At 70.3% G+C, this 23,064-nt stretch carries 26 protein-coding genes; 6 read left to right on the top strand and 20 right to left on the bottom strand.

Annotated elements, in window-relative coordinates; translation table 11 throughout:
- Positions 1-27: 27 nt before the first annotated feature.
- The gene (locus tag ACGFI9_RS13685) at positions 28-270 is read right to left on the bottom strand and encodes a DUF5522 domain-containing protein (RefSeq protein WP_393178288.1); all 243 of its coding nucleotides are present in this window, start codon (positions 268-270) and stop codon (positions 28-30) included.
- Positions 271-298: 28 nt separating this feature from the next.
- Complete coding sequence (locus ACGFI9_RS13680) at positions 299-1,276, bottom strand: asparaginase (protein ID WP_393178287.1); 978 nt, start codon at positions 1,274-1,276, stop codon at positions 299-301.
- Positions 1,277-1,607: 331 nt separating this feature from the next.
- On the opposite strand from ACGFI9_RS13680, the gene ACGFI9_RS13675 reads away from it, so the two are divergent.
- Positions 1,608-1,949 carry a YciI family protein gene (locus ACGFI9_RS13675; protein ID WP_393178286.1) on the top strand — a complete coding sequence of 114 codons (342 nt, stop codon included), beginning with the start codon at positions 1,608-1,610 and terminating at the stop codon, positions 1,947-1,949.
- Between the two features lie 65 nt (positions 1,950-2,014).
- Positions 2,015-3,196: an RNA polymerase sigma factor gene (locus ACGFI9_RS13670; protein ID WP_393178472.1), complete on the top strand. Its 1,182-nt coding sequence runs from the start codon at positions 2,015-2,017 to the stop codon at positions 3,194-3,196.
- A 45-nt stretch (positions 3,197-3,241) separates the two neighbouring features.
- On the opposite strand, the gene ACGFI9_RS13665 is transcribed toward ACGFI9_RS13670, so the two are convergent.
- From ACGFI9_RS13665 to ACGFI9_RS13635, 7 genes are read right to left on the bottom strand one after another with little or no spacing between them, the layout of a single operon-like run.
- The gene (locus tag ACGFI9_RS13665) at positions 3,242-3,880 is read right to left on the bottom strand and encodes a hypothetical protein (protein WP_393178285.1); all 639 of its coding nucleotides are present in this window, start codon (positions 3,878-3,880) and stop codon (positions 3,242-3,244) included.
- On the bottom strand, positions 3,877-4,821 hold the full coding sequence (locus ACGFI9_RS13660) for a DUF2332 domain-containing protein (protein WP_393178284.1): 945 nt from the start codon (positions 4,819-4,821) through the stop codon (positions 3,877-3,879). Before ACGFI9_RS13660 ends, ACGFI9_RS13665 begins: the two co-directional genes overlap by 4 nt.
- The gene (locus ACGFI9_RS13655; protein ID WP_393178283.1) at positions 4,818-5,561 is read right to left on the bottom strand and encodes a hypothetical protein; all 744 of its coding nucleotides are present in this window, start codon (positions 5,559-5,561) and stop codon (positions 4,818-4,820) included. Before ACGFI9_RS13655 ends, ACGFI9_RS13660 begins: the two co-directional genes overlap by 4 nt.
- A 9-nt stretch (positions 5,562-5,570) precedes the next feature.
- Positions 5,571-5,744 carry a hypothetical protein gene (locus ACGFI9_RS13650; RefSeq protein ID WP_393178282.1) on the bottom strand — a complete coding sequence of 58 codons (174 nt, stop codon included), beginning with the start codon at positions 5,742-5,744 and terminating at the stop codon, positions 5,571-5,573.
- Positions 5,741-5,959 (bottom strand): hypothetical protein, encoded by a 219-nt coding sequence (locus ACGFI9_RS13645; protein ID WP_393178281.1) that lies wholly within the window; start codon positions 5,957-5,959, stop codon positions 5,741-5,743. Before ACGFI9_RS13645 ends, ACGFI9_RS13650 begins: the two co-directional genes overlap by 4 nt.
- Positions 5,956-6,135: a hypothetical protein gene (locus tag ACGFI9_RS13640; protein WP_393178280.1), complete on the bottom strand. Its 180-nt coding sequence runs from the start codon at positions 6,133-6,135 to the stop codon at positions 5,956-5,958. The genes ACGFI9_RS13645 and ACGFI9_RS13640 overlap by 4 nt, the downstream gene beginning before the upstream one ends.
- Positions 6,132-6,320, bottom strand: a complete 189-nt coding sequence (locus ACGFI9_RS13635; protein WP_393178279.1) for a hypothetical protein — start codon at positions 6,318-6,320, stop codon at positions 6,132-6,134. Before ACGFI9_RS13635 ends, ACGFI9_RS13640 begins: the two co-directional genes overlap by 4 nt.
- 123 nt (positions 6,321-6,443) lie before the next feature.
- On the opposite strand from ACGFI9_RS13635, the gene ACGFI9_RS13630 reads away from it, so the two are divergent.
- Positions 6,444-7,295: a DUF5753 domain-containing protein gene (locus tag ACGFI9_RS13630; protein ID WP_393178278.1), complete on the top strand. Its 852-nt coding sequence runs from the start codon at positions 6,444-6,446 to the stop codon at positions 7,293-7,295.
- 17 nt (positions 7,296-7,312) lie between these two features.
- Complete coding sequence (locus tag ACGFI9_RS13625) at positions 7,313-7,513, top strand: DUF397 domain-containing protein (RefSeq protein WP_393178471.1); 201 nt, start codon at positions 7,313-7,315, stop codon at positions 7,511-7,513.
- Between the two features lie 300 nt (positions 7,514-7,813).
- Here the strand turns inward: ACGFI9_RS13625 and ACGFI9_RS13620 are convergent, their stop codons facing one another.
- The 8 genes from ACGFI9_RS13620 to nrdR form a co-directional block, all read right to left on the bottom strand.
- A complete protein-coding gene (locus tag ACGFI9_RS13620; RefSeq protein WP_393178277.1) occupies positions 7,814-9,472 on the bottom strand; it encodes a ThiF family adenylyltransferase in 1,659 nt (552 codons plus the stop codon).
- Complete coding sequence (locus tag ACGFI9_RS13615) at positions 9,469-9,957, bottom strand: hypothetical protein (protein WP_393178276.1); 489 nt, start codon at positions 9,955-9,957, stop codon at positions 9,469-9,471. The genes ACGFI9_RS13620 and ACGFI9_RS13615 overlap by 4 nt, the downstream gene beginning before the upstream one ends.
- Entirely contained in the window at positions 9,954-10,712 is a 759-nt protein-coding gene (locus tag ACGFI9_RS13610; protein WP_393178275.1) for a putative metal-binding protein, read from the bottom strand. Before ACGFI9_RS13610 ends, ACGFI9_RS13615 begins: the two co-directional genes overlap by 4 nt.
- Before the next feature lie 4 nt (positions 10,713-10,716).
- Positions 10,717-10,980 (bottom strand): DUF2604 domain-containing protein, encoded by a 264-nt coding sequence (locus tag ACGFI9_RS13605; RefSeq protein ID WP_393178274.1) that lies wholly within the window; start codon positions 10,978-10,980, stop codon positions 10,717-10,719.
- A 124-nt stretch (positions 10,981-11,104) separates the two neighbouring features.
- Positions 11,105-11,326: a hypothetical protein gene (locus ACGFI9_RS13600; RefSeq protein ID WP_393178272.1), complete on the bottom strand. Its 222-nt coding sequence runs from the start codon at positions 11,324-11,326 to the stop codon at positions 11,105-11,107.
- 129 nt (positions 11,327-11,455) lie between these two features.
- On the bottom strand, positions 11,456-12,124 hold the full coding sequence (locus ACGFI9_RS13595) for a sigma-70 family RNA polymerase sigma factor (RefSeq protein WP_393178270.1): 669 nt from the start codon (positions 12,122-12,124) through the stop codon (positions 11,456-11,458).
- 217 nt (positions 12,125-12,341) lie between these two features.
- Positions 12,342-15,227 carry a vitamin B12-dependent ribonucleotide reductase gene (locus ACGFI9_RS13590; RefSeq protein WP_393178268.1) on the bottom strand — a complete coding sequence of 962 codons (2,886 nt, stop codon included), beginning with the start codon at positions 15,225-15,227 and terminating at the stop codon, positions 12,342-12,344.
- A gap of 32 nt (positions 15,228-15,259) precedes the next feature.
- The gene (gene nrdR, locus ACGFI9_RS13585) at positions 15,260-15,754 is read right to left on the bottom strand and encodes a transcriptional regulator NrdR (protein ID WP_393178267.1); all 495 of its coding nucleotides are present in this window, start codon (positions 15,752-15,754) and stop codon (positions 15,260-15,262) included.
- Positions 15,755-16,301: 547 nt separating this feature from the next.
- Here nrdR and lexA point away from each other — a divergent pair.
- The gene (lexA, locus tag ACGFI9_RS13580; RefSeq protein WP_393178266.1) at positions 16,302-17,084 is read left to right on the top strand and encodes a transcriptional repressor LexA; all 783 of its coding nucleotides are present in this window, start codon (positions 16,302-16,304) and stop codon (positions 17,082-17,084) included.
- A gap of 45 nt (positions 17,085-17,129) precedes the next feature.
- Here lexA and ACGFI9_RS13575 read toward each other — a convergent pair whose 3' ends face one another.
- Entirely contained in the window at positions 17,130-18,731 is a 1,602-nt protein-coding gene (locus tag ACGFI9_RS13575; protein WP_393178265.1) for a hypothetical protein, read from the bottom strand.
- A gap of 50 nt (positions 18,732-18,781) precedes the next feature.
- Positions 18,782-20,242, bottom strand: coding sequence for a GTPase HflX (hflX, locus tag ACGFI9_RS13570; RefSeq protein WP_393178264.1), 1,461 nt, complete (start codon positions 20,240-20,242; stop codon positions 18,782-18,784).
- Between the two features lie 196 nt (positions 20,243-20,438).
- Here hflX and ACGFI9_RS13565 point away from each other — a divergent pair, with 196 nt between their 5' ends.
- Positions 20,439-21,911 carry an NAD-dependent malic enzyme gene (locus tag ACGFI9_RS13565; RefSeq protein WP_393178262.1) on the top strand — a complete coding sequence of 491 codons (1,473 nt, stop codon included), beginning with the start codon at positions 20,439-20,441 and terminating at the stop codon, positions 21,909-21,911.
- A 300-nt stretch (positions 21,912-22,211) separates the two neighbouring features.
- Here ACGFI9_RS13565 and dapF read toward each other — a convergent pair whose 3' ends face one another.
- On the bottom strand, positions 22,212-23,057 hold the full coding sequence (gene dapF / locus ACGFI9_RS13560) for a diaminopimelate epimerase (protein ID WP_393178261.1): 846 nt from the start codon (positions 23,055-23,057) through the stop codon (positions 22,212-22,214).
- Positions 23,058-23,064 lie beyond the last annotated feature (7 nt).

Raw genomic sequence — 23,064 nt, 5'->3', positions numbered from 1 at the left:
CCGCACCCCGCGCCGCTACCGCGCCGGTCAGTCGGTGACGTACGGGCAGTGCCGGCAGCCGCGCCCGCAGCAGGTGCCCCGGCGGGCCAGGAAGCCGGCGCTGAGCACGAAGAGCCCGGTGGCCGGGTCCAGGTAGCCGGCCTCCCCGGCGGCGAGCGCCGCCGCGTGGGCGGCCAGGATCCGCGCCCGGTCGGGGTGGTCGGGCGAGAGCCGGGACGGGTGCGGCTCGGTCAACGGCCGGTCCGCCAGGGGTCGTCGCTCTCCGCTCACCGGGCGAGTCTACGAACGCCGCCGCAGGTCAGCCGTGCCGGGCGAACGCCTCGCCCACCTCGGCCCGCCCCGCGCCACCGGCGAGCAGGAGCCGCAGCAGCACCTTCGCCTTGTACGGGTCGAGCAGCCCGCCCCAGATCAGGCCGCGTTGCCGCAGATCACGCTCGGAGCCGACCGCCCCGTACGTGTCCCGCAGCACCGAACCGGCCCCGGTCCGCGAGGTGAGCACCACCGGCATCCGTTCGGCGAGGGCGCCGAGCACCGGGGCGAACGCCGGCGGCACGTGCCCCACCCCGAAGCCGGCCACGACGAGCCCGTCCCGGTCGCCGGCGAGCCGGTCGAGCAGCGCCGGGTCGTCGTCGAGCGTGACGGTGTGCAGGGCCACCCGGGTGGCGGCCAGCCGGTCGGCGTCCACCGGCGGCAGCGGGGCGTGCCGGGGCGGCCGGGCGAGCAGGCGTACCTCGCCCTCGATCACGTGGCCGAGCGGTCCGGCGTTGGGCGAGGCGAAGGTGGCCGTACTGGTGCTGTGGGTCTTGCGGACGAACCGGGCGGCGTGGATCTCGTCGTTGAACGGGACCAGGACGCCGAGGTCGCGCGCGGCCGGCGCGGCCGCGACCCGGGCGGCGGCGAGCAGGTTCGCCGGGCCGTCCGGGCCGGCCAGGGTGGGGTTGCGCATCGCGCCGGTGACCACCAACGGCGCCGCGTGCGGCCAGACCAGGTCGGCCAGGTAGGCGGTCTCCTCCAGGGTGTCGGTGCCCTGGGTGACCACCACGCCGGTCGCCCCCTCGGCCACCGCCGCGCCCGCCGCGTCGACCAGGTCCAGGATCTGCCCGTACGCCAGGGCGGCGCTGGGCACCGCCTCGACGTCCCGGACGTCGAGCGGGATCCCGGCGAGCCCGGGTACGGCGGCGGTGAGGTCGGCGCCGGTGAGCCGGCTGACCACTCCCCCGGCGCCGGTCCCGGCCATGGCGATGGTGCCGCCGAGGGTGAACAGGGCGATGCGCACGCCGTTTCCTTCCGCCGGACCTTCAGTCGATCATGGACCCTACCGGGCGGCCGGCTGGTCCGGCCGGGTGGCCCTGCCGTCACGCACCGTGCAGGGAAAGCGGTGTCCGCGGGGCGCTCGCCAGCCAGCTCGGGCTGCGTGCGGCGCTGCTGGCCTGCGTCCTCGGCATGTGGAGTGCGGCGATCTTCGTGGTCTGTTCGCCGCTGCGCCGGATGCGCGATTTCCCGACGGCCTGACGGCAGGGAAAAATCTTCCCCGACCGCTGTCGAATCGGCTCCACCCCGTCCGTCGGTGAGGCAGAAGAGGGAAACGACAACCTGAGGAGATTCCGATGGCCCAGTACGCAGTCCTGATCTACTCGCCCGCGCCGGCCGACCCGATGGAGATCACGCCCGACTATCTGGCGCTGCTCGACCGCTACCCGGCCCAGGTCGAGGAGCTGGGCGGCAGGATCCTGACGGGGTTCGCGCTCCAGCCCAGCACCACCGCCACGGCGATCCGGGGCGACCTGGTCACCGACGGCCCGTTCATCGAGGCGAAGGAGGTCGTGGCCGGGTTCTTCATCCTGGAGGCGCCCGACCTGGACGTCGCGCTGAAGATCGCCAAGCTGAACCCGGCCACCATCGACGGCGGCGTCGAGGTCCGGCCGCTCTTCACGCCCCCGGCCGAGTGAGCGACGCCGGTACGGCCGCGGCCGAACGCGCCGTGGCGGACGCGCACCGTCGCGAGTGGGCCTTCGTGCTCGCCGCGACGGCGCGCGTCGCCGGTGACCTCGACGTGGCCGAGGAGTGCGTGCAGGACGCGTACCTGGCCGCGCTGGCGGCGTGGGCGCGCGACGGCGTACCCGACAAGCCGGGCGCGTGGCTGACCGCCACCGCCAAGCGCAAGGCCCTCGACGTGCTGCGCCGGGACAAGGTGTTCCGGTCGAAGATGCCGCTGCTGGTGGAGCCGGTGGAGGCCGAGGAGCCGGCGGAGCCCGGCGAGGAGAGCGTCCCCGACGACCGGCTGCGCCTGGTGTTCACCTGCTGCCACCCGGCGCTGGCCCGGGAGGCCCAGGTGGCGCTGACCCTGCGCCTGGTCTGCGGGGTGAGCACCGGGGACATCGCCCGGGCGTTCCTGGTCTCGGAGACCACGATGGCCGCCCGGGTCACCCGGGCCAAGAAGAAGATCGCAGCGGCGCGGATCCCGTACCGGGTGCCGGAGGCTGCCGAGCTGCCCGAGCGGCTGGACTCGGTGCTGACCGTGATCCACCTGCTCTTCACCACCGGGCACACGGCGCCGACCGGCACCGATCTGGTCCGCGCCGACCTGGTGGACCGGGCGGTGCACCTGACCCGGATGCTGCTGGCGCTGATGCCCGACGAGCCGGAGGTACGCGGGCTGCTCGCGCTGTTGCTGCTCACCGACGCCCGCCGCGCCACCCGCGCCGACGCCTCCGGGCGGCTGCTGGTGCTGCAGGAGCAGGACCGGTCACGCTGGGACCGGCCCGCGATCGAGGAGGGGAACCACCTGGTCCTCGGCGCGTTCCGGACCGGCCGGGTCGGCCGTTACGCCCTCCAGGCCGCCATCGCGTCGCTGCACGCCGTCGCGCCCGACTACGCCGCGACCGACTGGCCGCAGATCGTCCGCCTCTACGACGAGCTGCTGAAACGCTGGCCGTCCCCGGTGGTCGCGCTGAACCGGGCCGTGGCGGTGTCCATGGTCGACGGCCCGGCCGCCGCCCTGGCCGAGGTCGACGCCCTGGCGGCGGACCCCCACTTGGCCGGCTACCACTACCTCCCCGCCATCCGCGCCGACCTGCTGCGCCGGCTGGACCGCCACGAGGAGGCCGCCGACGCCTACCGCGCCGCGCTGGCCTTGGTCGACAACGACGCCGAACGCGCCTTCCTCACCACCCGCCTCACGGACGTCAGCGGTTGATCATGAAGTTGTTGCCCGCCGTACCGGCGTGTCGGGACAACAACTTCATGATCGACGAGCGGTTTCCTGTTCGGGACGCCAGTCGAGGGTGTCCACGAGCGCGGCGGCGATGGTCGACCGGTTGCCTGCGCCGACGCCGGCGAGGGCGTCGCGTAGGACCGCGTCGGCGTCGTCGGGCAGCGGCTGCGGACCCAGCATCGGCAGCATCAGGAGGAGGCGCTGGGCCCGGGTCAGCCGGTCGTCCGGCAATGCCGCCACCGCCAGCAGTTCCGCCCAGCTCAGGCCGGACGGGAAGCCGTGGCCCTCGACCGAGGCGACCCGCTCCGCCGGTTGACCCGGCCGCTGCTCAACGAAGTCGAGGCCCTCGTCCTCCTCGAAGTTGCGGAACACCACCCACAGCCGGACGTCCCCGTCGAGGCGCACCGCGACGGCCGGCCAGCGCTCCGGGTCGCTGAGCAGCGCGCACAGGGCGTCGTACTCCTCGGTGGGGACCGGGAAGGCACCCTCCGACTCCCGCTCCACGCCCAACGGACCGGACAGGTAGTACCACCAGAAGCCCGGGTGTCCCACCAGGCTGCCCGCGTCGTGGACGGGTGCGTCGTACTCGATCTCGAAGTCGGGCGGGCCCACGGTCGTGTAGCCGGGAATGGTGAACGCGGGTCCGATCATCAGCGACATGGTCATGCATTGAACCCGAACCAGGTGATCCCCTCGCCATGCCCTCGGGTCCAGGCCACCGGCGTGCCGTCGAGCGCGAGCACGTTGTGGAACGCCCCGCCCGGCGGCGCGGGCAGCGCGGCGTGGCGCAGCACGTCCGGGTCCTCGTTCGCGACCCAGTGCCCGGGCAGCGTGCGGACCAGCTCGACGAACGCGTCCCGTCGGGGCGCCGGCACCTGGTACAGCACCGAGGTGTGGAACACCACCAGGGTCGCGCCGGGCGGTGCCTGCGCGGCCAGCGCGGGCAGGTCGTCCACCAGGTCGCCGCGGACGAGCAGCGGAGGGTCGGCGGCGGCGACGCGTACGGCCGCTCGCAGCCGTTCGCGGCGGTGTACGTGTTCCGGCCAGATGAGGGCGTCCAGCCAGGCGACGTCGGCCGGGTCGGTGACGTCGAGCGGGTTGAGGTCCAGCCCGGCCCGCCACACCACCTCGGGCCGGCGATCGGGCGGCGCGGTGCCGGTGAGCGCGCAGTCGAGGACCGGGGTGCCGTCGCCGAGCAGGCGATCGCCGTAGCGGTAGGCGTACCGGTCGGGGTAGAGGCAGAGGCCGGCGGACGCGCCCACCTCCAGCAACGCGAGCGGCTGGGGCAGCGACGCCAGCACCGGCAGCAGTACGGCACACCGGCCGGCCTCGTTCGTCTGGGTCGCCCGGATGCGGATCTCCGCCTCGATCGCCGCCCAGTTCGCCACCGTGTAGTCATGGAAGGCGGTCGGGGCCTCGACCGGACCCCCGAGGAGCCGGACCACGGCGAAGAGCAGGTTCGGCTGCCGCCTGGCCGGCGGGAGCCCGTCGATCAGGGCGAGCAGCTCGCCGTCGCAGGACACCGCAAGCGACAAACGCTCGTACGCGGGCGACACGCCACGCGCCTCCCGGACGGCGAAGGTGGCGTAGCGCTCGGCAGTGGTCATCGTCCACCCGTCCTGGCTCCTGTGCCGAGCCGTCGCGCGTGGGCGACGGTCCGGCGGGCGTCACCCCACGCGATCAGGGCGGTCCGAATCCGGGGTGAGCGGACGGGTTCCCCGCGACGCCGGGCGCTCACCTGGTCGATCAGCCAGTCCGGGGCGTGGGCTGCCCGGATGGCGTCGGTCTTGGTGAGCAGTGCGCCGTTGCGAAGCGCGTATCGGCCCCGGGCCATCGAGGTGAGCCCGAGGTCCGCGAGGGCGGGGTCCAGCCACAGCCACGGGCGTCGCGCGGCCCAGGCCCAGTAGCCGGTGAGTTCGGCGCGGGCGGCCACGCGCACGTCGTCGTCGCTCATCGGCGGGAGGACGTCGCGGGGTTGGCGACCGAAGAGCGCGTACCCGTGCCGCACCAGCTCGGCCCGGGTGACGCCGGAGAGGATGCGCTGGACGAGCTGCCCGTGGGTCCAGGTCGGATGCGGCACCCGGAGGTCGGCGATGGTCGCGGTGTCCACGTAGACGCAACCGAGGTTGGCACCGGAGCCGACCCCGTCGTCGAGGCGACGGTGCAGGCCGGCGAGGGTGGCCTGCCGGGCGGCGTCGACCGGGCCGTCGGTCAGTGCGACCAGGTCGAGGTCGCTGACGCCCGGAATGTGGTCGTCGGTGGCCAACGACCCCGCGACCAGCAGATTGGTGACCCAGCCGAGCGCGCCGACGTCCCTGGCGAACTCGTCGACGACCGGCAGCGACATGACGCCAGTCTATGAACTCTGCCGCGGCTTCCGCCGACGGGAGATCTCCTCCAGGTGCTGGCGCTGGTGCTGCCGGACCATCTCGTCCCAGACTTCCTGGTCGTAGTCCGGGTCCGGCGGGATCCACTTGTGCGAGCCGTCGCTGTAATGGAACCGCTCGTCACCGCGCCGGATGATGCTCACCTGATCCACCCCAGGAACCGCCGGTGCAGCAGCCCTGCCGGCACCCAGGTCAGGTCCTCGGCCGCCCACACCAGGTAGGAACCCATGTAGAGGGCCAGCGAGACCGGCGCGCCCTCGAACGCCGCCCGCAGCTCCGCGCGCCGGGTCGCGCACGGCCACGGGCCACCGCAGCCACCACAGCTCCACAGTGGCAGGACCGGACCGTGCGTCGTCACGCCAGGCCGTCCAGGAAGCGCCGGGTGGTGGCGCGGGCATGCCACCGGGAGGCCCATTCCGCCTGATAACAGGGGTACGGAGCCAGCCGCGCCCACCACCACCGGCAGCCGGCGCAGAGGCCGTCGACGCCGGGCAGGTGCACGGACAGGATCTGCTGGGCCTGAAGCTCGGTCACGCCTGCTCCTCCCCCGGCCAGTGGCCGCGTCGGATCGGGATGCGGTGCCGGGCGCGGCAGGGCAGTTCCGCACCGCACCGGCAGGTCCGCCGCCACAGCCGCCATGACCACACCGGACGGTGCCGGCGAGCCAGCGTCAGCGCGACCGCAAGCAGGTAGTCGTCGTACGACACACGCTGCCGCATGCGGCCTCCCGGTTTTTAGATTCCTATTTTGGAAGCCCAATCAGGCTAGAAGTTGGACTCCTGTTTTGGAACCTCGCTGCGGCGTGTCGCGGCAATCGAGCGCGACCGGGCGATAATCAGCCGATGGTCAACCCGACGATCCAGCGTCGGCGACTCGGGCTCGCTCTCAAGCGTGCCCGCGAGAGCGCTGGCAAGACCCAGGACGAGGCCGCCGCCGTCATCGATGCCGCAGCAAGCAAGATCAGTCGTCTTGAGCTGGGACAGTCGGGAATCAAGCTGACCGACCTAAACCTGCTACTCGACCTGTACGGCGTTAGGGGCGAGGAGGCGGAACCCCTGCGCGAACTCGCCCGCGCCGGACGGCAACGCGGCCGGTGGAGCACGTACCGCAACGCGGTGCCCGACTGGTTCCGCCAGTACCTCGACCTGGAAGGCGATGCGTCCGAGATCCGCTGGTACCAGCCGGAGGTCATCCCCGGCATCCTCCAGATCGAGCCCTACATTCGCGCAATGAACGCCACCGCCCATCCCCGGCCCACTGCCGAGGACGTGGACCGACAGGTCACCGTCCGCCTGGAACGGCAAGCGATTCTGAGGCAGGACGGCGGACCGGACCTGAGCTTCATCCTCAGCGAATCGGCGCTGCGACGAAACATCGGAGACGCAGCGACGATGCGTAGCCAGCTGATGCACCTTGCCGAGGTCAGCAAGCAGCCGAACGTCACCCTCCAGGTCTTCCCGTTCGACGCCCAGACCTACGAGACGGCGTCCTTCAACTTCATCATCCTGCGGTTCGGCGATGACGCAGCGTCTGACGTCATCTACGTCGAGGCGTTCACCGACGCCGATTACCTTGACCGACCGGACGCGGTGCGGGCCTACACTCGGCTGTGGGACCGACTTCGGGCAGCCGCTCTCGGGCCGGTAGAGTCGCGCAAGCTCATCCTGCGGATGGCGGACGACATGAAGCGGTGACAGACCTGGGGGTGGTCATGGAGACCTCGGATCGCCTGGTCTGGCGCAAGTCCAGCCGCAGTGACAACAACGGCGGCGCGTGCGTCGAGGTAGCCGTCGTTGGCGCGGACATCTTGATTCGCGACAGCAAGAATCCGACTGGAGGAGTGCTTCGCTTCACCGCGGCTGCTTGGAACGTCTTTGTCCAAGAGATGCGCGCGCACCCCGGCCAGGGATAGTGCGATTTTCGGACCGAACGTGATGGCCCGCTTGTAAGTAGCACCCGCAGCGGAAACGACGGCGCCTGCGTCTAGGCCAGGCAAGTCGACCAGCAAGCTGAGGTTCGAGACAGTGCGGTGCGATTCTTCTCGTCAGTATTCAGTAGACGCCTGGACCGCCTTCCTCAATAGCTCGACGTTCGGCTGTTGATCAACTCACCGCAAGCCAGCCAGCTACGGGCGCCGTCGCCGCACGCACCGTTGCCGGCATCTGGCGGACGCTCCAGGAGACAGGCCAGCGTCATCTGCGAGCGGCATTCTTCAGGGTAGCGGGAACTGTGCCCACCGCCTTTGCCAAACTGCCTGGAAATCCGCGTCGCCACACACACAACCCGGTGTGCGTTGACGCGGTCTCTCCAAGGTCTGGGGCAGTGGGCGGAGCAGGTTGACGCGCCCTTCGACGAAGGGCGGGCGACGCTCCCGCAACGGCGGGTATGAGGCAACCAGAAGTTGAATGGCCAGCATCACTCCGGCGAGAGCGGACTGATGGGCCAGCGGTACCAGTGCCTCGTGGGCGTCTTCGGGCGGGCCGACGGTGATCAGTCCGCCGGCACATACACCGTCCCGGTACACCTCGGCGAGAGGGCGGCTAGCCCAAGACTCCAGCTCGTCAGGACTCAGCTTGCCTGCGGTGACGAGATCTGCGGCGAGGGGAATGTGGAACCAGCGCTGGAGGTCGGGCGGCGGCTCCAGACCGGGTGCCTGCGGCAATTGAACTACGCCGTTCGGCGGCATGGGGAGCGGCTGGCCGATGGGCGTACGGTGCGTTAGGTACAACAGCATTCGCAGCGGGTGCTGACCGAGCGCCTGGGCAATGAGCTCGTACTCACTGGGCCGAGGGCGGTCGGGCCAGTACAGGCAGGCGAGGCACGGCTCATTGCCGAACGTCTCGTGCCGGGACCAGCCAAGGTCCTCCGGCTGGGTCCACGCGTTATAGACGCGGCCGTGCAGCCCAGCGGCGACCCCAAGACGATCAACGGCGGAGTCGAGGGCGACGACCACGGTAGGCATCTGCGGTCCGGATCGGGGATCGGTGCCCCAGCGGGCATCGATCCCCTGCACGGTTAGTGCTGTTCCAGCGAAGTAGTCCGCTGCAATCGCGGTCTTGGCACGGTCAACGCTATCGTCGTCTGTGAGCACGTAGCGTTGCAGGTTCGAGAGGCTCACGTGCTGGTGGTCGACTACGGCGAGCGTTCCAACGGGAGCTTTCGCTCGTAGAGCCAGCAGGAATGCTTGACCGACGGCGCCAGCGCCGACAAGGGAAGTGCCGGTCAGGTCCGTGCCGGTTGGTAGATCAGGCAGGCCCGCCTCGTAGTCTCGCCAGGTAATGAGGTTGGTTTCGCTGGGTGCAGCCTGTGTACGCCCCCCCTCGCGCAGGTGTGCTCTGAAAACGTAGCGAAAGACCTCGGCTACGCCGAGACAGGCGCCTGCGAGTGCTGCCAAGACAAAGGGTTCCTGCTCGCCGGTGGGGGAACGATCGACCGCAACATTCCAGCCAGCCGTAGATACACGGATAATGGCTGGATCCTCGATGGCTTCGGGGGGCGACGTTTCCGGTTGCAGGACCAGAACGACGTCTGTGTCAGAGCCATGCTCGTCGGTTATCTTGACGTCGGCACGGGGATTGATCGAGCGCACGCGATCTTGCAGGGAGGTTGTGAGCTGCGGCGGTCCCGCCAAGCTGAGTCGTGGGTACAGCCGCGCCAGTAGGTTGCAAGCCAACTCGGCCTGCTGGCGGAGGGCATTACTGTCGGCGGCGTCTGCATGGACTACCACGCCGATACGTACTGCCTTTACCACCGCCCCAATCTCATTAAGATCGAGTTCGGCAAGTGGACCAATCGCATCCGCAACGCGCTTGAAGAACCGCGGCAGCGAGACGTGGTCACCGGCTGCCGCATGTGACGAGGTTTCTATCATCTGACGATCTCCACGTGTTCCGTCGGGCCGAGTGCCCGCCACCGCCCCACACCAGCTAGGCGGTACCACGCCCAGCCCGCCATGCCCGACCGACCGTCGCAGGCGAAGTCAGGAACGACGACAGACAACGCACCCAGCAGAGTCACCAGAGGGAAATGGTCGTCTGTGTGTGAGTGGTAAGCGTCGGTGGGGTGCGTATGGACCTGGCCTGCGAGGAGTTCCCCCCGCGAATACATCTTCCGGTTGACGGCGAACAGTGACGGTCCGTCGACGGTCACTAGAAGTCCGTTGGCGGTTCGATAAGCCGTCTGCTCGGGGACTAACAGGCTGCGATACTCCAGCGTTGTTTCGCGAACAACTCCACCCCAAACAACGAAGGCTTCCTGTCCGTCGCGCCCCGCAGAGGCCAGGACATCCAGCGTCTCATCGAGCAGCTGACTGGGGATGACGAAGTGTGTCAGTCCTGTCAGGGGCGAGGCACTCATTTGGCCCTACCCGGAACCGGTGGGCCGACCGCTCTGGGTGGCGACTCCGGCACAAGCTGGGCGGCCAGACGCAGACCATGTTCGGCTAGGCCAGGCTGACCCTCGCCGGATGCTGCGTTATCCATCTGCGCCGCGAGGGCCTGCAGTTGCTCTGGTTTGCCCTGCATCAACCGCACCTGTAGTTCACTGACCGGTGGCGTCCAGCGGGTGTGGACATCTATCCCGATCAACGTCCTGGCCATGGTTCGCCAGATCCGGTCACAGATGACGGCCAGGCGCCCTTCGCCACGGCCGCGGTGCAGCAGCCAGTCGTCACCCCCGTGCTGAGGGTGGTTGTGATATTCCCGTACGCCCGGTACGCACAGAAACGGCAGGCCAGTGTCCGGATGCTGGTCGATCAGCACATTGCGGTCCTGACCGTCAGAGGTCAGCACTGCCGCGATCCCCGGATGCTGTGGTTGGAGTGTCAGAGGATCTAGAAAGCGAACGCTTGGGGCCATGAGATCGTAATTGTCGAAGCGGACTTCGACGCAGGGCGCCACAACAGTGATCCGCGCCGTCGGATCGACCGGAACTGCCGCGAGGAACAGCAGCTCGATACAGAGATCGCTGACTTGGCGCAGCCGCCATCCGCGCCGTAGATAGAGCTCCTCGCAGGTCTTCCAGTCGTCGAGCTCTCGTTCGAGTTTACGGCGACTGACCTCCGGTGGCACGAGCAGCGGCCCGGCGGCCTGCGCTGCAACAGCGGTGACCATTCGGTCAGCCGCCGGCACCGGCGCGGGGCGACAGGAACAGGATCTGCCCATCGGAAAGACCCGACTCCTCTGCCCGCACGTCCAGAGCCAGCAGAATCCCAGCCTCGGTTCGCAGTTCCCAGTCCTCCGGGGGCTGCCCAGCGTTGCCCGAGAGGCGCAACGCCTCCCGGACCGCATGCCCCAGCGACTCGCGGTTGTTGATCCGCACCTGCTGCTCCACTCCGGAGACGACGATGCGCAGATCGAGATGATTGTCGGACTTGGCCACGATGTGCTCCTGGTAGGGGTGGGGCCGCTTCTCGGCTCCTCACCTACCTATAGGCACTTGGCCGTGCGGATTCCCCCGAGCCCTTCCAACAGGGCTAGAGCCTGTTGGCGACGGCCCCCGGTGCTCAGGCGCAGGCGATGGTGGTACTGGTCACGGCGTCGAACAGCCAGGGCCGATGCGCGGACTGGGCAGCGGGTCCGACAGCAACAGCAGGGCCTGGTTCAGCCGGCGCGAAGGCAATCAGGTGCGGCAACAGCTCGTCCTGGGGATCGAATTGGAGGTGCGGGCACGCGAGAAGATCCTCGAAGCTCACGTCGTCTGCACGGTGCTTCCGCTCGGCTGCCATCGGTGCCCCCTCGCTCGATCAAGACCTGCGTTTCATCTGTCAGCTGGAGTACCCGCCACCCTAATCGTAGGGCGAACTATGCCGAGAACTGGCATCGTCGTCAAGCCCGACAGACGGGGCGATTATGCCTCATCCTTTACTTCTATACTCTTTGTCCGCTTTGCGCACCTTCTTCAGCGCACTTTGCAGGAGTTTGTCGATGGTCTTCGTTGCCGCCACGTCGCCTAGAAGCATTTGGGCGAGCTCGGCGTACGAGTAGCCGTACTGCTTCTGCAGCAGCAGCACCTTGCGCTCAAGCGGCTCGAGGTTGCGCAAAGCACGGTCAAGTGCCTCTTGCTGTTCATACCGCATCGCAGGACCTGGCTCGAAGTTTACGGCATCGCACGCGGCGATCAGGTCTTCCGTCTCGACGGGAAGCTCCTGGTACCGCCGACGGGAGCCTGTTCGCTGGCGGACCACGTCGACGTAGGACAGGGCTGCAGCTTGAAATGCCCAAGCCGCGCCGCTTCCTCGGGTCGGATCAAAGCGGGAGGCAGTGCGACGGGACCTCTCAAGGGCATGCACAGCGACGTCGTGAGCCAACTCTTCTAGGTCGTGGGCATCTGCAAACGGCAGGGAGATTTGGCCTGTCGGGACGAGCCGTGCCGCGTTGGCGGCAAGGAGACCCCCTCGCTGCACCACGTGGGCGACCAGGTGCTCGAAGAGGAGTTCGTCGTACTCTTTTGCCGCATCTGGGTCACCCGCCGCGACGGCCAGTAGCAGCCGAGTCGCCTCCTCGGCCAAGAACTTGCTGCCCATCAGCCTCACCCGTCCTTACCGGTGGGTGTTCCGCCCGACCAACCGCCGCAGGCTGAGGCGGTTAACTTGCGCGGTTCGTATCGCGTCGGGATGTCGTCTCGACGCGAGACGACATCCCGACCCTCCGAACCACCGCTCTGAAGTCGCCCCAGGTTTCCGAGATCGCCTCTGAGGAGGCGATCTCGGGCTTAGGGACCTGCAGAGAACCTTCTCGGGCTCAGCTGCAGCCGCTGGTGGAGCCGCAGCCCTCGCAGACGTAGCAGCTACCGGCCGGCCGCATCTTCGTACCGCAGGTGAAGCAGAGCGGCGCGTCCGCGGCCTTGCCGATCACGGCCTCCAGCAGCTCGGTGCTGGAGCCGACCGACGGCGCCGGCTTGACGGCGGCGACGTCGGCGACCTCCTGCTTCGGCTGGGCGACCGCCTTCGGCTCGGGCGCCTCGACCGGGGCGGAGGCGGCCATCGCGGTGAGGTCCGCACCGCTCGCCTCCGCCTCCGCCTCGGCCTGAAGCTGGGCGGCCCGCTCCTTGGCGGTGAAGATGCCCAGCTCCGCGCGGCGCTCGTACGGCAGGAAGTCCAGGGCCAGGCGACGGAAGATGTAGTCCATCACCGAGGCCGCCATCCGCACGTCCGGGTCGTCGGTCATGCCGGCCGGCTCGAAGCGCATGTTGGTGAACTTGCTGACGTACGTCTCCAGCGGGACGCCGTACTGGAGACCGATGGAGATGGCCACCGAGAAGGCGTCCATCACGCCGGCCAGGGTCGAGCCCTGCTTCGACATCTTGAGGAAGACCTCGCCCAGGCCGTCGTCCGGGTACGACGAGGCGGTGAGGTAGCCCTCGGCGCCGCCGACCGAGAAGGAGATGGTCTCCGAAGGGCGCTTCTTCGGCAGGCGCTTGCGCACCGGCCGGTACTCGACGACCTTCTCCACGACCTTCTCGACCTCGGCGGCCGGGGTCTCGGCGGCGGCCTTGTTCGACTTGGCCACCGAGAGCGGCTGGCCGACCTTGCAGTTGTCCCGGTAGATCGCCAGCGCCTTGAGGCCGAGCTTCCAGCCCTCGAAGTAGATCTTCTCGACGTCCTCGACGGTCGCCTGCTCGGGCATGTTGACCGTCTTGGAGATCGCGCCGGAGACGAACGGCTGGATCGCCGCCATCATCCGCACGTGGCCCATCGGGGCGATGGACCGCTCACCCATCGCGCAGTCGAAGACCGGGTAGTGCTCCGGCTTGAGGCCCGGGGCGTCCACCACGTGGCCGTGGTCGGCGATGTGCTCGACGATCGCCTCGACCTGCTCCTCGGGGTAGCCGAGGCTGCGCAGGGCACGCGGCACGGTCTGGTTGACGATCTGCATCGAGCCGCCGCCGACCAGCTTCTTGAACTTGACCAGCGCCAGGTCCGGCTCCACGCCGGTCGTGTCGCAGTCCATCATGAAGCCGATGGTGCCGGTCGGCGCGAGGACGCTGGCCTGCGAGTTCCGCCAGCCGTTCTTGTCGCCGATCTTGTTGCCGAGCGTCCACTGCTTGGTGGCCTCGCGCTGGATGGCGGTGGCCACGGTGCCGGTCGGCTTGATGGCGTCGTTCGCGGCGGCGTGCTTGCGCATGACCCGCTTGTGCGGCTCCGCGTTGCGGGCGTAGCCGTCGTACGGACCGACGACGCCGGCCAGCTCGGCGGAGCGGCGGTAGGCGGTGCCCGTCATCAGCGAGGTGATCGCCGCGGCGACCTCCCGGCCCTGCTCCGAGTCGTACGGCAGGCCGGAGGCCATCAGCAGCGCGCCCAGGTTGGCGTACCCGATGCCGAGCTGCCGGTAGGCACGGCTGGTCTCGCCGATCTTCTCGGTCGGGAAGTCGGCGAAGCAGATCGAGATGTCCATCGCGGTGATGACGAACTCGACCGACTTGACGAACTTCTCCACCTCGAAGCTGCCGTCGGCGCGCATGAACTTCATCAGGTTCAGCGACGCCAGGTTGCACGAGGAGTTGTCCAGGTGCAGGTACTCCGAGCACGGGTTCGACGCGGTGATCCGCCCGGTCTCCGGGCAGGTGTGCCAGTCGTTGATGGTGTCGTCGTACTGCAGGCCGGGGTCGGCGCACTCCCAGGCGGCCTGGGCGATGCTGCGGAACAGCTTCTTGGCGTCGATCGTCTCGATGGTCTGCCCGTCGAGCCGGCCGCGCAGGTCGAAGCCGCCGCCGTTCTCCACCGCGGTCATGAACTCGTCGGAGACCCGGACCGAGTTGTTGGCGTTCTGGTACTGCACGCTGACGATGTCGGCGCCGCCCAGGTCCATGTCGAAGCCGGCGTCCCGCAGCGCGCGGATCTTGTCCTCCTCGCGCGCCTTGGTGACCACGAACTCCTGGATGTCCGGGTGGTCGACGTCAAGGATGACCATCTTGGCCGCGCGCCGGGTGGCGCCGCCGGACTTGATGGTGCCGGCGGAGGCGTCCGCGCCGCGCATGAAGCTGACCGGACCGGAGGCGTTGCCGCCGGAGGAGAGCAGCTCCCGGGAGGAGCGGATCCGGGACAGGTTCACGCCGGAGCCGGAGCCGCCCTTGAAGATCAGCCCCTCCTCCTTGTACCAGTCGAGGATCGAATCCATGGAGTCGTCGACGCTGAGGATGAAGCAGGCGCTGACCTGCTGCGGCGACGGCGTGCCCACGTTGAACCAGACCGGCGAGTTGAAGCTGAACACCTGGTGCAGCAGCATCCAGGTCAGCTCGTGCGCGAACACCTCGGCGTCGGCCGGGGTCGCGAAGTAGCCGTACTCCTCACCGGCGGTGCGGTAGGTGCCGACCACCCGGTCGATGAGCTGCTTGAGTGACCACTCCCGCTCCGGGGTCCCCACCGCGCCCCGGAAGTACTTGGTGGTCACGATGTTGGCCGCGTTGACGGACCACGACTCGGGGAACTCCACCCCGCGCTGCTCGAAGTTGATCGAGCCGTCCCGCCAGTTCGTCATCACGACGTCGCGGCGCTCCCAGGTGACCTCGTCGTAGGGATGCACCCCCTCGGTCGTCCAGACGCGCTCGATCTTCAGCCCCGCCCCGGCCTTGTTCCGTGACTTGCTGGTCGTCACGCCCTCGCCCCCCTCGTCGGCGCGGTCACCCACCGCGCCTCGTCATCTGTCAGAAATCCGAAAACTCAACTGGTCGCGTCGGCGGTCTCGGCCGCCCCGGCGCCCTCCCGGGCCCGCGCCGCCGCCCGCAGCGTCTCGATCTCGCGCTCGAAGTCGGCGAGCGAGTCGAACGACCGGTAGACGCTGGCGAACCGCAGGTAGGCCACCTCGTCCAGGTCGCGCAGCGGCCCGAGGATGGCCAGCCCGACCTCGTGGCTGGGGATCTCGGCGGCCCCCTTGGCCCGCACGGTCTCCTCCACCTTCTGCGCCAGCAGCGCGATGGAGTCGTCGTCGACCGGCCGACCCTGGCACGCCTTGCGCACCCCGCCGATGATCTTCGTACGGCTGAACGGCTCGGTCACCCCGCTGCGCTTGACCACCGCGAGCACCGCCTCCTCGACGGTGGTGAACCGCTTGCCGCACTCCGGGCAGGACCGCCGCCGCCGGATGAGCTGGCCGTCGTCGGCCTCCCGCGAGTCGACCACCCGGGAGTCGGCGTGCCGGCAGTACGGACACCGCATCGCCTGACCTCCTTCATCGATCGCGGGCACACCAACCGGCTCCCGGGCACGTTCCACCGCGGCGGAGCCATCGTCCGATGGCCGACGCCGGCTTGACGGTACGGGAGTGCGTTCGGTAGTTGAACCCAACCTGTAGGCGACTTACGCCCGTGTGACTACTACATCTAGGGGTTGACCGTATGCCGTCGCACTAGCGAGGTCAAGTTGGCCGGCGTGTCCGGCGCGTCATCAGAATCACTCACCCGTCCCACCTCTTCGCACGCGTCACCGAGGGGCCCAACGCCCGGCCGCCCCGGGGGTCACGGGACGCGCGGATAGAACATTCGTTCGACAGCGACGTACCATTTATCAGAACAGGCGTTCGGAAATCCAGGATTTCTGTGCGACACGCCGACAACAGGTCGTACAGATGTTTGAAAATGGCCGATCTCACCTATACGGTCAAGAACGACCGGACGCGGCGTGTCGCGTCGGGCCGGTCGGCAGCACCACCTGAGCACGCACCACGAGCCGACGAGGCACCCAGCGCCGACCAGGGAGGACGGACGTGACCGAGGACCGGGCCAGCCGGCAGAAGAACCCGCAGCCGATCGACGGGGCGGGTCCGCCGGCGACCCGTCGACCCCGCACCGCGCGCAGCCGGGCGGCCCAGCCCGCCGTGCGCCCGGTAACCCCGGTGGTCAGCAGCTTCCCCGACCCCACCACGGTCGACCTCACCGCCCGGCAGCGCCGGATCCTGGAGTTCATCCGCACCTGGGTGGAGCGGCACGGCTACCCGCCGAGCGTGCGCGAGATCGGCGAGGCGGTCGGCCTGGTCTCCCCGTCCAGCGTCGCCTACCAGCTCAAGGAGCTGGAGAAGAAGGGCTTCCTGCGCCGCGACCCGAACCGGCCCCGCGCCGTGGACGTGCGCGCCCCGGGCGACGTCGACGACGAGGTGGCCCGCGCCCAGCGGCCCGCCCCGGCGTACGTGCCGATGCTCGGCCGGATTGCCGCCGGTGGCCCGATCCTCGCCGAGCAGGCGGTGGAGGACATCTTCCCCCTCCCCCGCGAGCTGGTCGGCGAGGGCGAGGTCTTCATGCTCCAGGTCAAGGGCGACTCGATGCTCGACGCCGCGATCTGCGACGGCGACTGGGTGGTGGTCCGGCAGCAGCCCAACGCCGAGGTGGGCGACATCGTGGCCGCCATGCTCGACGGCGAGGCGACCGTGAAGACCTACCGCCGCCGCGACGGGCACGTCTGGCTGATGCCGCAGAACCCGGCCTTCGACCCGATCCCGGGCGACGACGCCACCATCATGGGTCGCGTGGTCGCCGTGCTGCGCCGGATCTGACGCGCGTACGGGTGACCGCCTCCGGGCGGTCACCCGTAGGTCAGCTCAGTAGCGGTCGCCCCGGTACTCCCGGCCGCCCGACACCGGCCCGTACTGGCCCCGGTCGTCGTAGCCGGCCCGGTCGTCGTAGCCCCGCCGGCCGTGCGGGTCGCCGTGGCCCCGCTCCCGCCGGGGCGGCTCGCCCCGACCGCCGCCGTAGCCGCCACCACCCTGCTGGTGGCCGCCGCCGTAGCCGCCCCCGCCCTGGGGGCCACCGCCGTAGACGCCGCCGCCCTGCGGCCGGCCACCGCCGCCGCGCGGGCCGCCGCCGTAGACGCCGCCACCGCCCCCGCCGCCGTCCTGGGGACGGCCACCGCCGTACACGCCGCCGGCCGGGGGCCGGGCGGGGGTGCCGTTGGCCGGCCCGCCGCCGTAGACGCCACCGCTGCCGCCGTAGACGCCGCCCCGCGGCGGCCCCGCCTCGGCCCGGTTGCCGGGCGGCGGGAAGCCGTCGTTCGCCGGGAACTCGTCGGCCCGGTCGGCCGGCTCCGGCGGCGCCGGCTTGCTGCGGGCCCGCATGATCCCGAAGATGCCCGCGAAGACCATCAGGGCACCGATCACACCCACCGCCGCGATCAGGTACGTGATCTCGTCGAGGGAGAGGCTCTCGAACCAGGACTTCTCGGCGGCCGGCTTCGCCGCCGCCCCACCGACGTTGGGCAGCGCCTCGACGCCCTTGGTCGACGGGACGTAGCTGAGGATCTCCACCGGCTCGGTGTCGTCCAGCAGGCCGACGTCGGAGACCGTGACAAAGCTCTTGCCGTCCGGGGTGTACGAGATCGCCTCGCCGAACACGTCGGCGAGCGGGGTCACCCGCGGGGTGCCCTTCAGCGCCCCGACGAGGTCGCCGTTGGCGACGTCGTACTCGAAGGCGTCGGCGTAGGTGCGCAGGACCACCTTGGTGCCGTCGGGCGAGCGGGCCGCGCCGGTGATCGTAAGCCGGCCGGGAGCGCCCAGCTTGTTGTCGGTGTTCGTCTTGGGAACGGTGACCTCGCCGACCTTCTCCATCGGCACCGGCTCGGTGTCACCCGACTTGAGGGCGCCCGCGGGCTTGAAGATCTCCGCCTTGCCCGACGGGTCCTTGGTGATGATCAGCGGCAGCTTGTCGTCCCCGACGAGCAGCGCCTCGGCGTCGTGCGGCTTGTTCTCCGGGTACGACAGCCGGTGCAGCACCGGCCGCTTCTTGCCGTTCAGCGGCATAGTCCAGACGGCGATCCGCTCCCGGCGGGTCTTGCTGGTCGCGTTGTCCCCGATGTCGGCGATCCAGAGCGTCTGCTTGTCCGGCCCGAGCGCCAGGTCCTCGGTGTCGTACGGTCCTTGGCCTGAGTAGGAGACCGGCTCCTTCGCAATGCCGCACTTGGTGTCGAGGTAGAAGACCTTCTTGTGGCTGTCGTCGTCGCTGCCGTCGTCGATCACGACGTAACCGGTGCCGGTGGCGACCAGCCCGGACAGCTCGCGCAGCCGCTTGTCTTCGACGGTGCACTTCTTCTTGGGAGCCGCGGCCAGCACGGGGGCGGCGGCGGGAGCCGCCACCGCGAGGCCGGCAGGCGCCACGACCGCGCCGATCAGGCTGAGCGCGATCGTGACCGAGGAGACAGCGTGCCGCATGGCGCCAAGTGTCGCACGGCGCGGGTTTCGGGCGGGTGACGCCGGACGGCTCAGCCGCCGACGCCCACCCGCTCGTCCGTGGTGAGCCGGTCCCCCGCCCGGTACGGCACCAGCTCGGCGGCGAGCGCCTCGCCGACCCGTACGTGCAGCAGGGTGCCCTCGGGCAGGTGGGCGGTGCTCAGCACCTCACCCTGCCGGTGCACCCGGGCCACCAGGTCACCCCGGTCGTACGGGAGCACCGCGCGGACCTCGACCGCCGGGCGGGGCAGCCGCTGCTCGACCGCCTCGCGCAGCCCGTCGATCCCGCGCCCGCTGTGCGCGGAGACGAAGACCGCCTCGGGCCAGAGCCGCTTGAGCCGCAGCAGCGTCTCCTCGTCGGTGGCGTCGGTCTTGTTCACCACCAGCAGCTCGGGCAGCCGGTCGGCGCCCACCTCGGCGAGCACCTCGCGGACCGCCCGGACCTGCTCCTCCGGGTCCGGGTGGGTGCCGTCGACCACGTGCACCACCAGGTCGGCGTCGGCGACCTCCTCCAGCGTCGAGCGGAACGCCTCGACGATCTGGTGCGGCAGGTGCCGGACGAACCCGACCGTGTCGGAGAGGGTGTAGAGCCGCCCGTCGGACGTGGTGGCCCTGCGGGTGGTCGGGTCCAGGGTGGCGAACAGCGCGTTCTCCACCAGCACACCCGCCCCGGTCAGGCGGTTGAGCAGGCTGGACTTGCCGGCGTTGGTGTAGCCGGCGATGGCCACCGCGGGCACCGCGTTGCGGGAGCGCCGGGCGCGCTTGGTCTGGCGTACCGTCGTCATGCTCTTGATCTCGCGGCGCAGCCGCGCGATCCGGTGCCGGATCCGGCGCCGGTCGGTCTCGAGCTTGGTCTCACCGGGACCGCGCAGACCCACGCCACCCGCACCGCCAGCGCGAGCGCTACCACCGGACTGGCGGGAGAGGGTCTCACCCCAACCGCGCAGCCGCGGGAGCAGGTATTCGAGCTGGGCCAGCTCGACCTGCGCCTTACCTTCGCGGCTCTTGGCGTGCTGGGCGAAGATGTCGAGGATCAGGGCGGTCCGGTCGACCACCTTGACCTTGGTGCGCTGCTCCAGGTTGCGCAGCTGTGACGGGGAGAGCTCACCGTCGCAGATCACCGTGTCGGCCCCGGTGGAGAGCACCACGGCGCCGAGGTCGTCGACCTTGCCCCGACCGATGTACGTGGCCGGGTCGGGCCGGTTACGCCGCTGGATCAGCCCCTCGAGCACCTGCGAGCCGGCCGTCTCGGCCAGCGCCGCCAGCTCGGTGAGGCTGTTCTCCGCGTCCTCCTGGGTCCCCTCGGTCCAGACGCCCACCAGGACGACCCGCTCCAGCCGGAGCTGGCGGTATTCGACCTCGGTGATGTCGGTCAGCTCGGTGGAGAGGCCGGGGACCCGCCGCAACGCCTGCCGCTCCGACAGCTCGTACTCGCCGGTGGTGGCGTCGAGCTCGTCGTCCTCGTAGGGGAGGTAGGTCTCCTGCTCGCGCAAACCGCGTCTCCTGTCCGTTATGTCTATCGTCGGGGTATTTCCCGTTCGTATGAGCATCCTGACATGTGCCAACGCCCGACGCACCTGCTATATGCCCGTGGCGCTACTAACTGGTAGCGGGGCCGGATGCCGGCCGAGCTGGGCGGGCGAGTAGAAATGCCAGGCGAGCCGCTCAGTGCCGACGGAGGAGTTCTACGTGGCCAACACCCGACTGCCGAGTGCCGGATTCTCGATCACCATCCGGATCGCGGTACCCGCGGACGCCTCCTCGATCGGCCGGCTGACCACCGCGGCGGGCGAGGCGGGCGCCATCGTCACCGCGCTCGACGTGGTCGACTCCGACCCGGCCCACGTGATCGTCGACCTCACCTGCGACACCGCCGACGCCAACCACGCCGACCAGGTGGTCGACGCGCTGACCGCGCTCGACGGGGTGGACGTCCGCAAGGTCTCCGACCGGACCTTCCTGCTGCACCTCGGCGGCAAGATCGAGGTCCACTCGAAGGTCGCGCTGCGCACCCGGGACGAGCTGTCCCGGGCGTACACCCCCGGGGTGGCCCGGGTCTGCCAGGCGATCGCGGAGAACCCGGCCGACGCGCGCCGGCTCACCATCAAGCGGAACACGGTCGCCGTGGTCAGTGACGGCTCGGCCGTGCTCGGCCTGGGCAACCTCGGGCCGGCCGCCTCGCTGCCGGTGATGGAGGGCAAGGCGGCGTTGTTCAAGCGCTTCGGCGGGGTGGACGCCTGGCCGGTGGTGCTGGACACCCAGGACACCGACGAGATCGTCTCGATCGTGAAGGCGATCGCGCCCGCGTACGGCGGGATCAACCTGGAGGACATCGCCGCGCCGCGCTGCTTCGAGATCGAGGCCCGGCTGCGCGAGGCGCTGGACATCCCGGTCTTCCACGACGACCAGCACGGCACCGCGATCTGCGTGCTGGCCGCGCTGACCAACGCGCTGCGCGTCGTGGGCAAGCAGCTGGAGGACGTCCGGGTGGTGGTCTCGGGCGCCGGCGCGGCCGGCACCGCGATCATGAAACTGCTGCTCCGGCAGGGTGTGGGCGACATCATCGCGTACGACCGGCAGGGCGCCCTGCACCGCGGGCTGCCCGACCTCAACCCGGCCTGGCAGTGGCTGGCCGACCACACCAACAAGGAGAACTACTCCGGCGACCTGCCCGGCGCGGTGCAGGGCGCGGACGTGTTCATCGGGGTCAGCGCGCCGAACCTGCTCACCGGCGAGGACATCGCCACCATGGCCAAGGACGCGATCGTCTTCGCGCTGGCCAACCCGGACCCGGAGGTGGACCCGCGGGAGGCGCGCAAGCACGCCGCGGTGGTCGCCACCGGCCGCTCCGACCAGCCGAACCAGATCAACAACGTGCTCGCCTTCCCGGGCGTCTTCCGCGGCATGCTCGACGCGCACGCCGAGGAGTTCACCGAGGAGATGGCGATCGCCGCGGCCCGGGCCATCGCGGACGTGGTCGGCGAAGACAAGATCAACCCGACGGTGATCGTGCCGAGCGTCTTCGACTCCCGGGTCGCCCCGGCGGTCGCGGCGGCGGTCCGCGCCGCCGCGCAGAACCCGGGCGCCACCCCGCCCCCGGCCGCGGACCCGGGCCCGGCCGACCTCCCGGAGATCGCCGCCAACGCCAGCGCCACCCCCTGACCCTCCATCGCAAGCGCCGCCCCGCCCCGCGCCGCCCGGCCCGCGCCGCCCGGCCCGCGACGGCCGGACCCCGACGGCCGGACCCCGCCGGCGGGGCCGCGACGGCCGCCGGCTTCGGCGTGTCTCGGGGGCTCAGTCCAAGCCCGGAGAGCGGTATGTCTCTCAGACATGTTTATGTCGCAGAGACATACCGCTGAAAACTCTTGTGCCGTCCGGGGCGGTCGACCCCATCCGGCGCGCGGACCGCATCGACCGACGGACGCCGCGGACGGAAGGAGGAAGGCGCGGCGGGGCAGCGGGTCAGGGACGCAGGGCGATGGAGGTGATCTCGCCGGTGGCGACCAGGACGGCCGGGCCGGAGAGCCAGCAGGAGTCGTCGGTGACGGTCACCGTGAGGCGGCCGCCGGGGACGTCCACGGTCATCGTGCCGGTGTCCAGGCCGGCGTCGCGCAGCGCGACCGCGGCGACCGCGCAGGCGCCGGTGCCGCAGGAGAGCGTCTCGGCGGAACCGCGCTCGTAGACCCGCATCAGCACGTGCCCGTCGGTGCCCCCCACCGGCTCGCCGGGGGCGGTGAACTCCACATTCACTCCGGACGGGAAGACCGCCGGGTCGATGCCGGGCGCCCGGGTGAGGTCCAGACCCGGCAGCTCCAGCCCGGTGGGCAGCGCGCAGACCAGGTGCGGGTTGCCGACGTCCACCGCGGTGCCGGCCAGGGTCAGCCCGCCCAGGGTCGCGGTGGCCGTGCCGGACAGCCGGGGGCGGCGCATCTCGACGGCGACGGCCTCCCCCTCGATCCGGGCACGCACGACGCCGGCCCGGGTGGCCACCGGCAGCGCCGCGCCGGCCGGGGTGGCCAGGCCGGTCTCCAGCAGGTAGCGGACGAAGACCCGGGCGCCGTTGCCGCACATCTCGGCGAGCGAGCCGTCCGAGTTCCAGTAGTCCATGAACCACTCGGCCTCGCCGGCCAGGGCGGCGCCCTCCGGGTGCTTGGCGGCCCGCACCACGCGCAGCACGCCGTCGCCGCCGATCCCGCGCCGCCGGTCGCAGAGCGCCGCGACCAGCCCGGGCGTCAGGTCGAGCGCGCCGTCCGGGTCGGGCAGGATGACGAAGTCGTTGCCGGTGCCGTGGCCCTTGGTGAACTCCACGCCCCCA

The organism is Micromonospora sp. NPDC048930 (assembly GCF_043197935.1).
GTDB lineage: Bacteria > Actinomycetota > Actinomycetes > Mycobacteriales > Micromonosporaceae > Micromonospora.
This window is presented reverse-complemented; position numbering and strand designations above follow the sequence as displayed.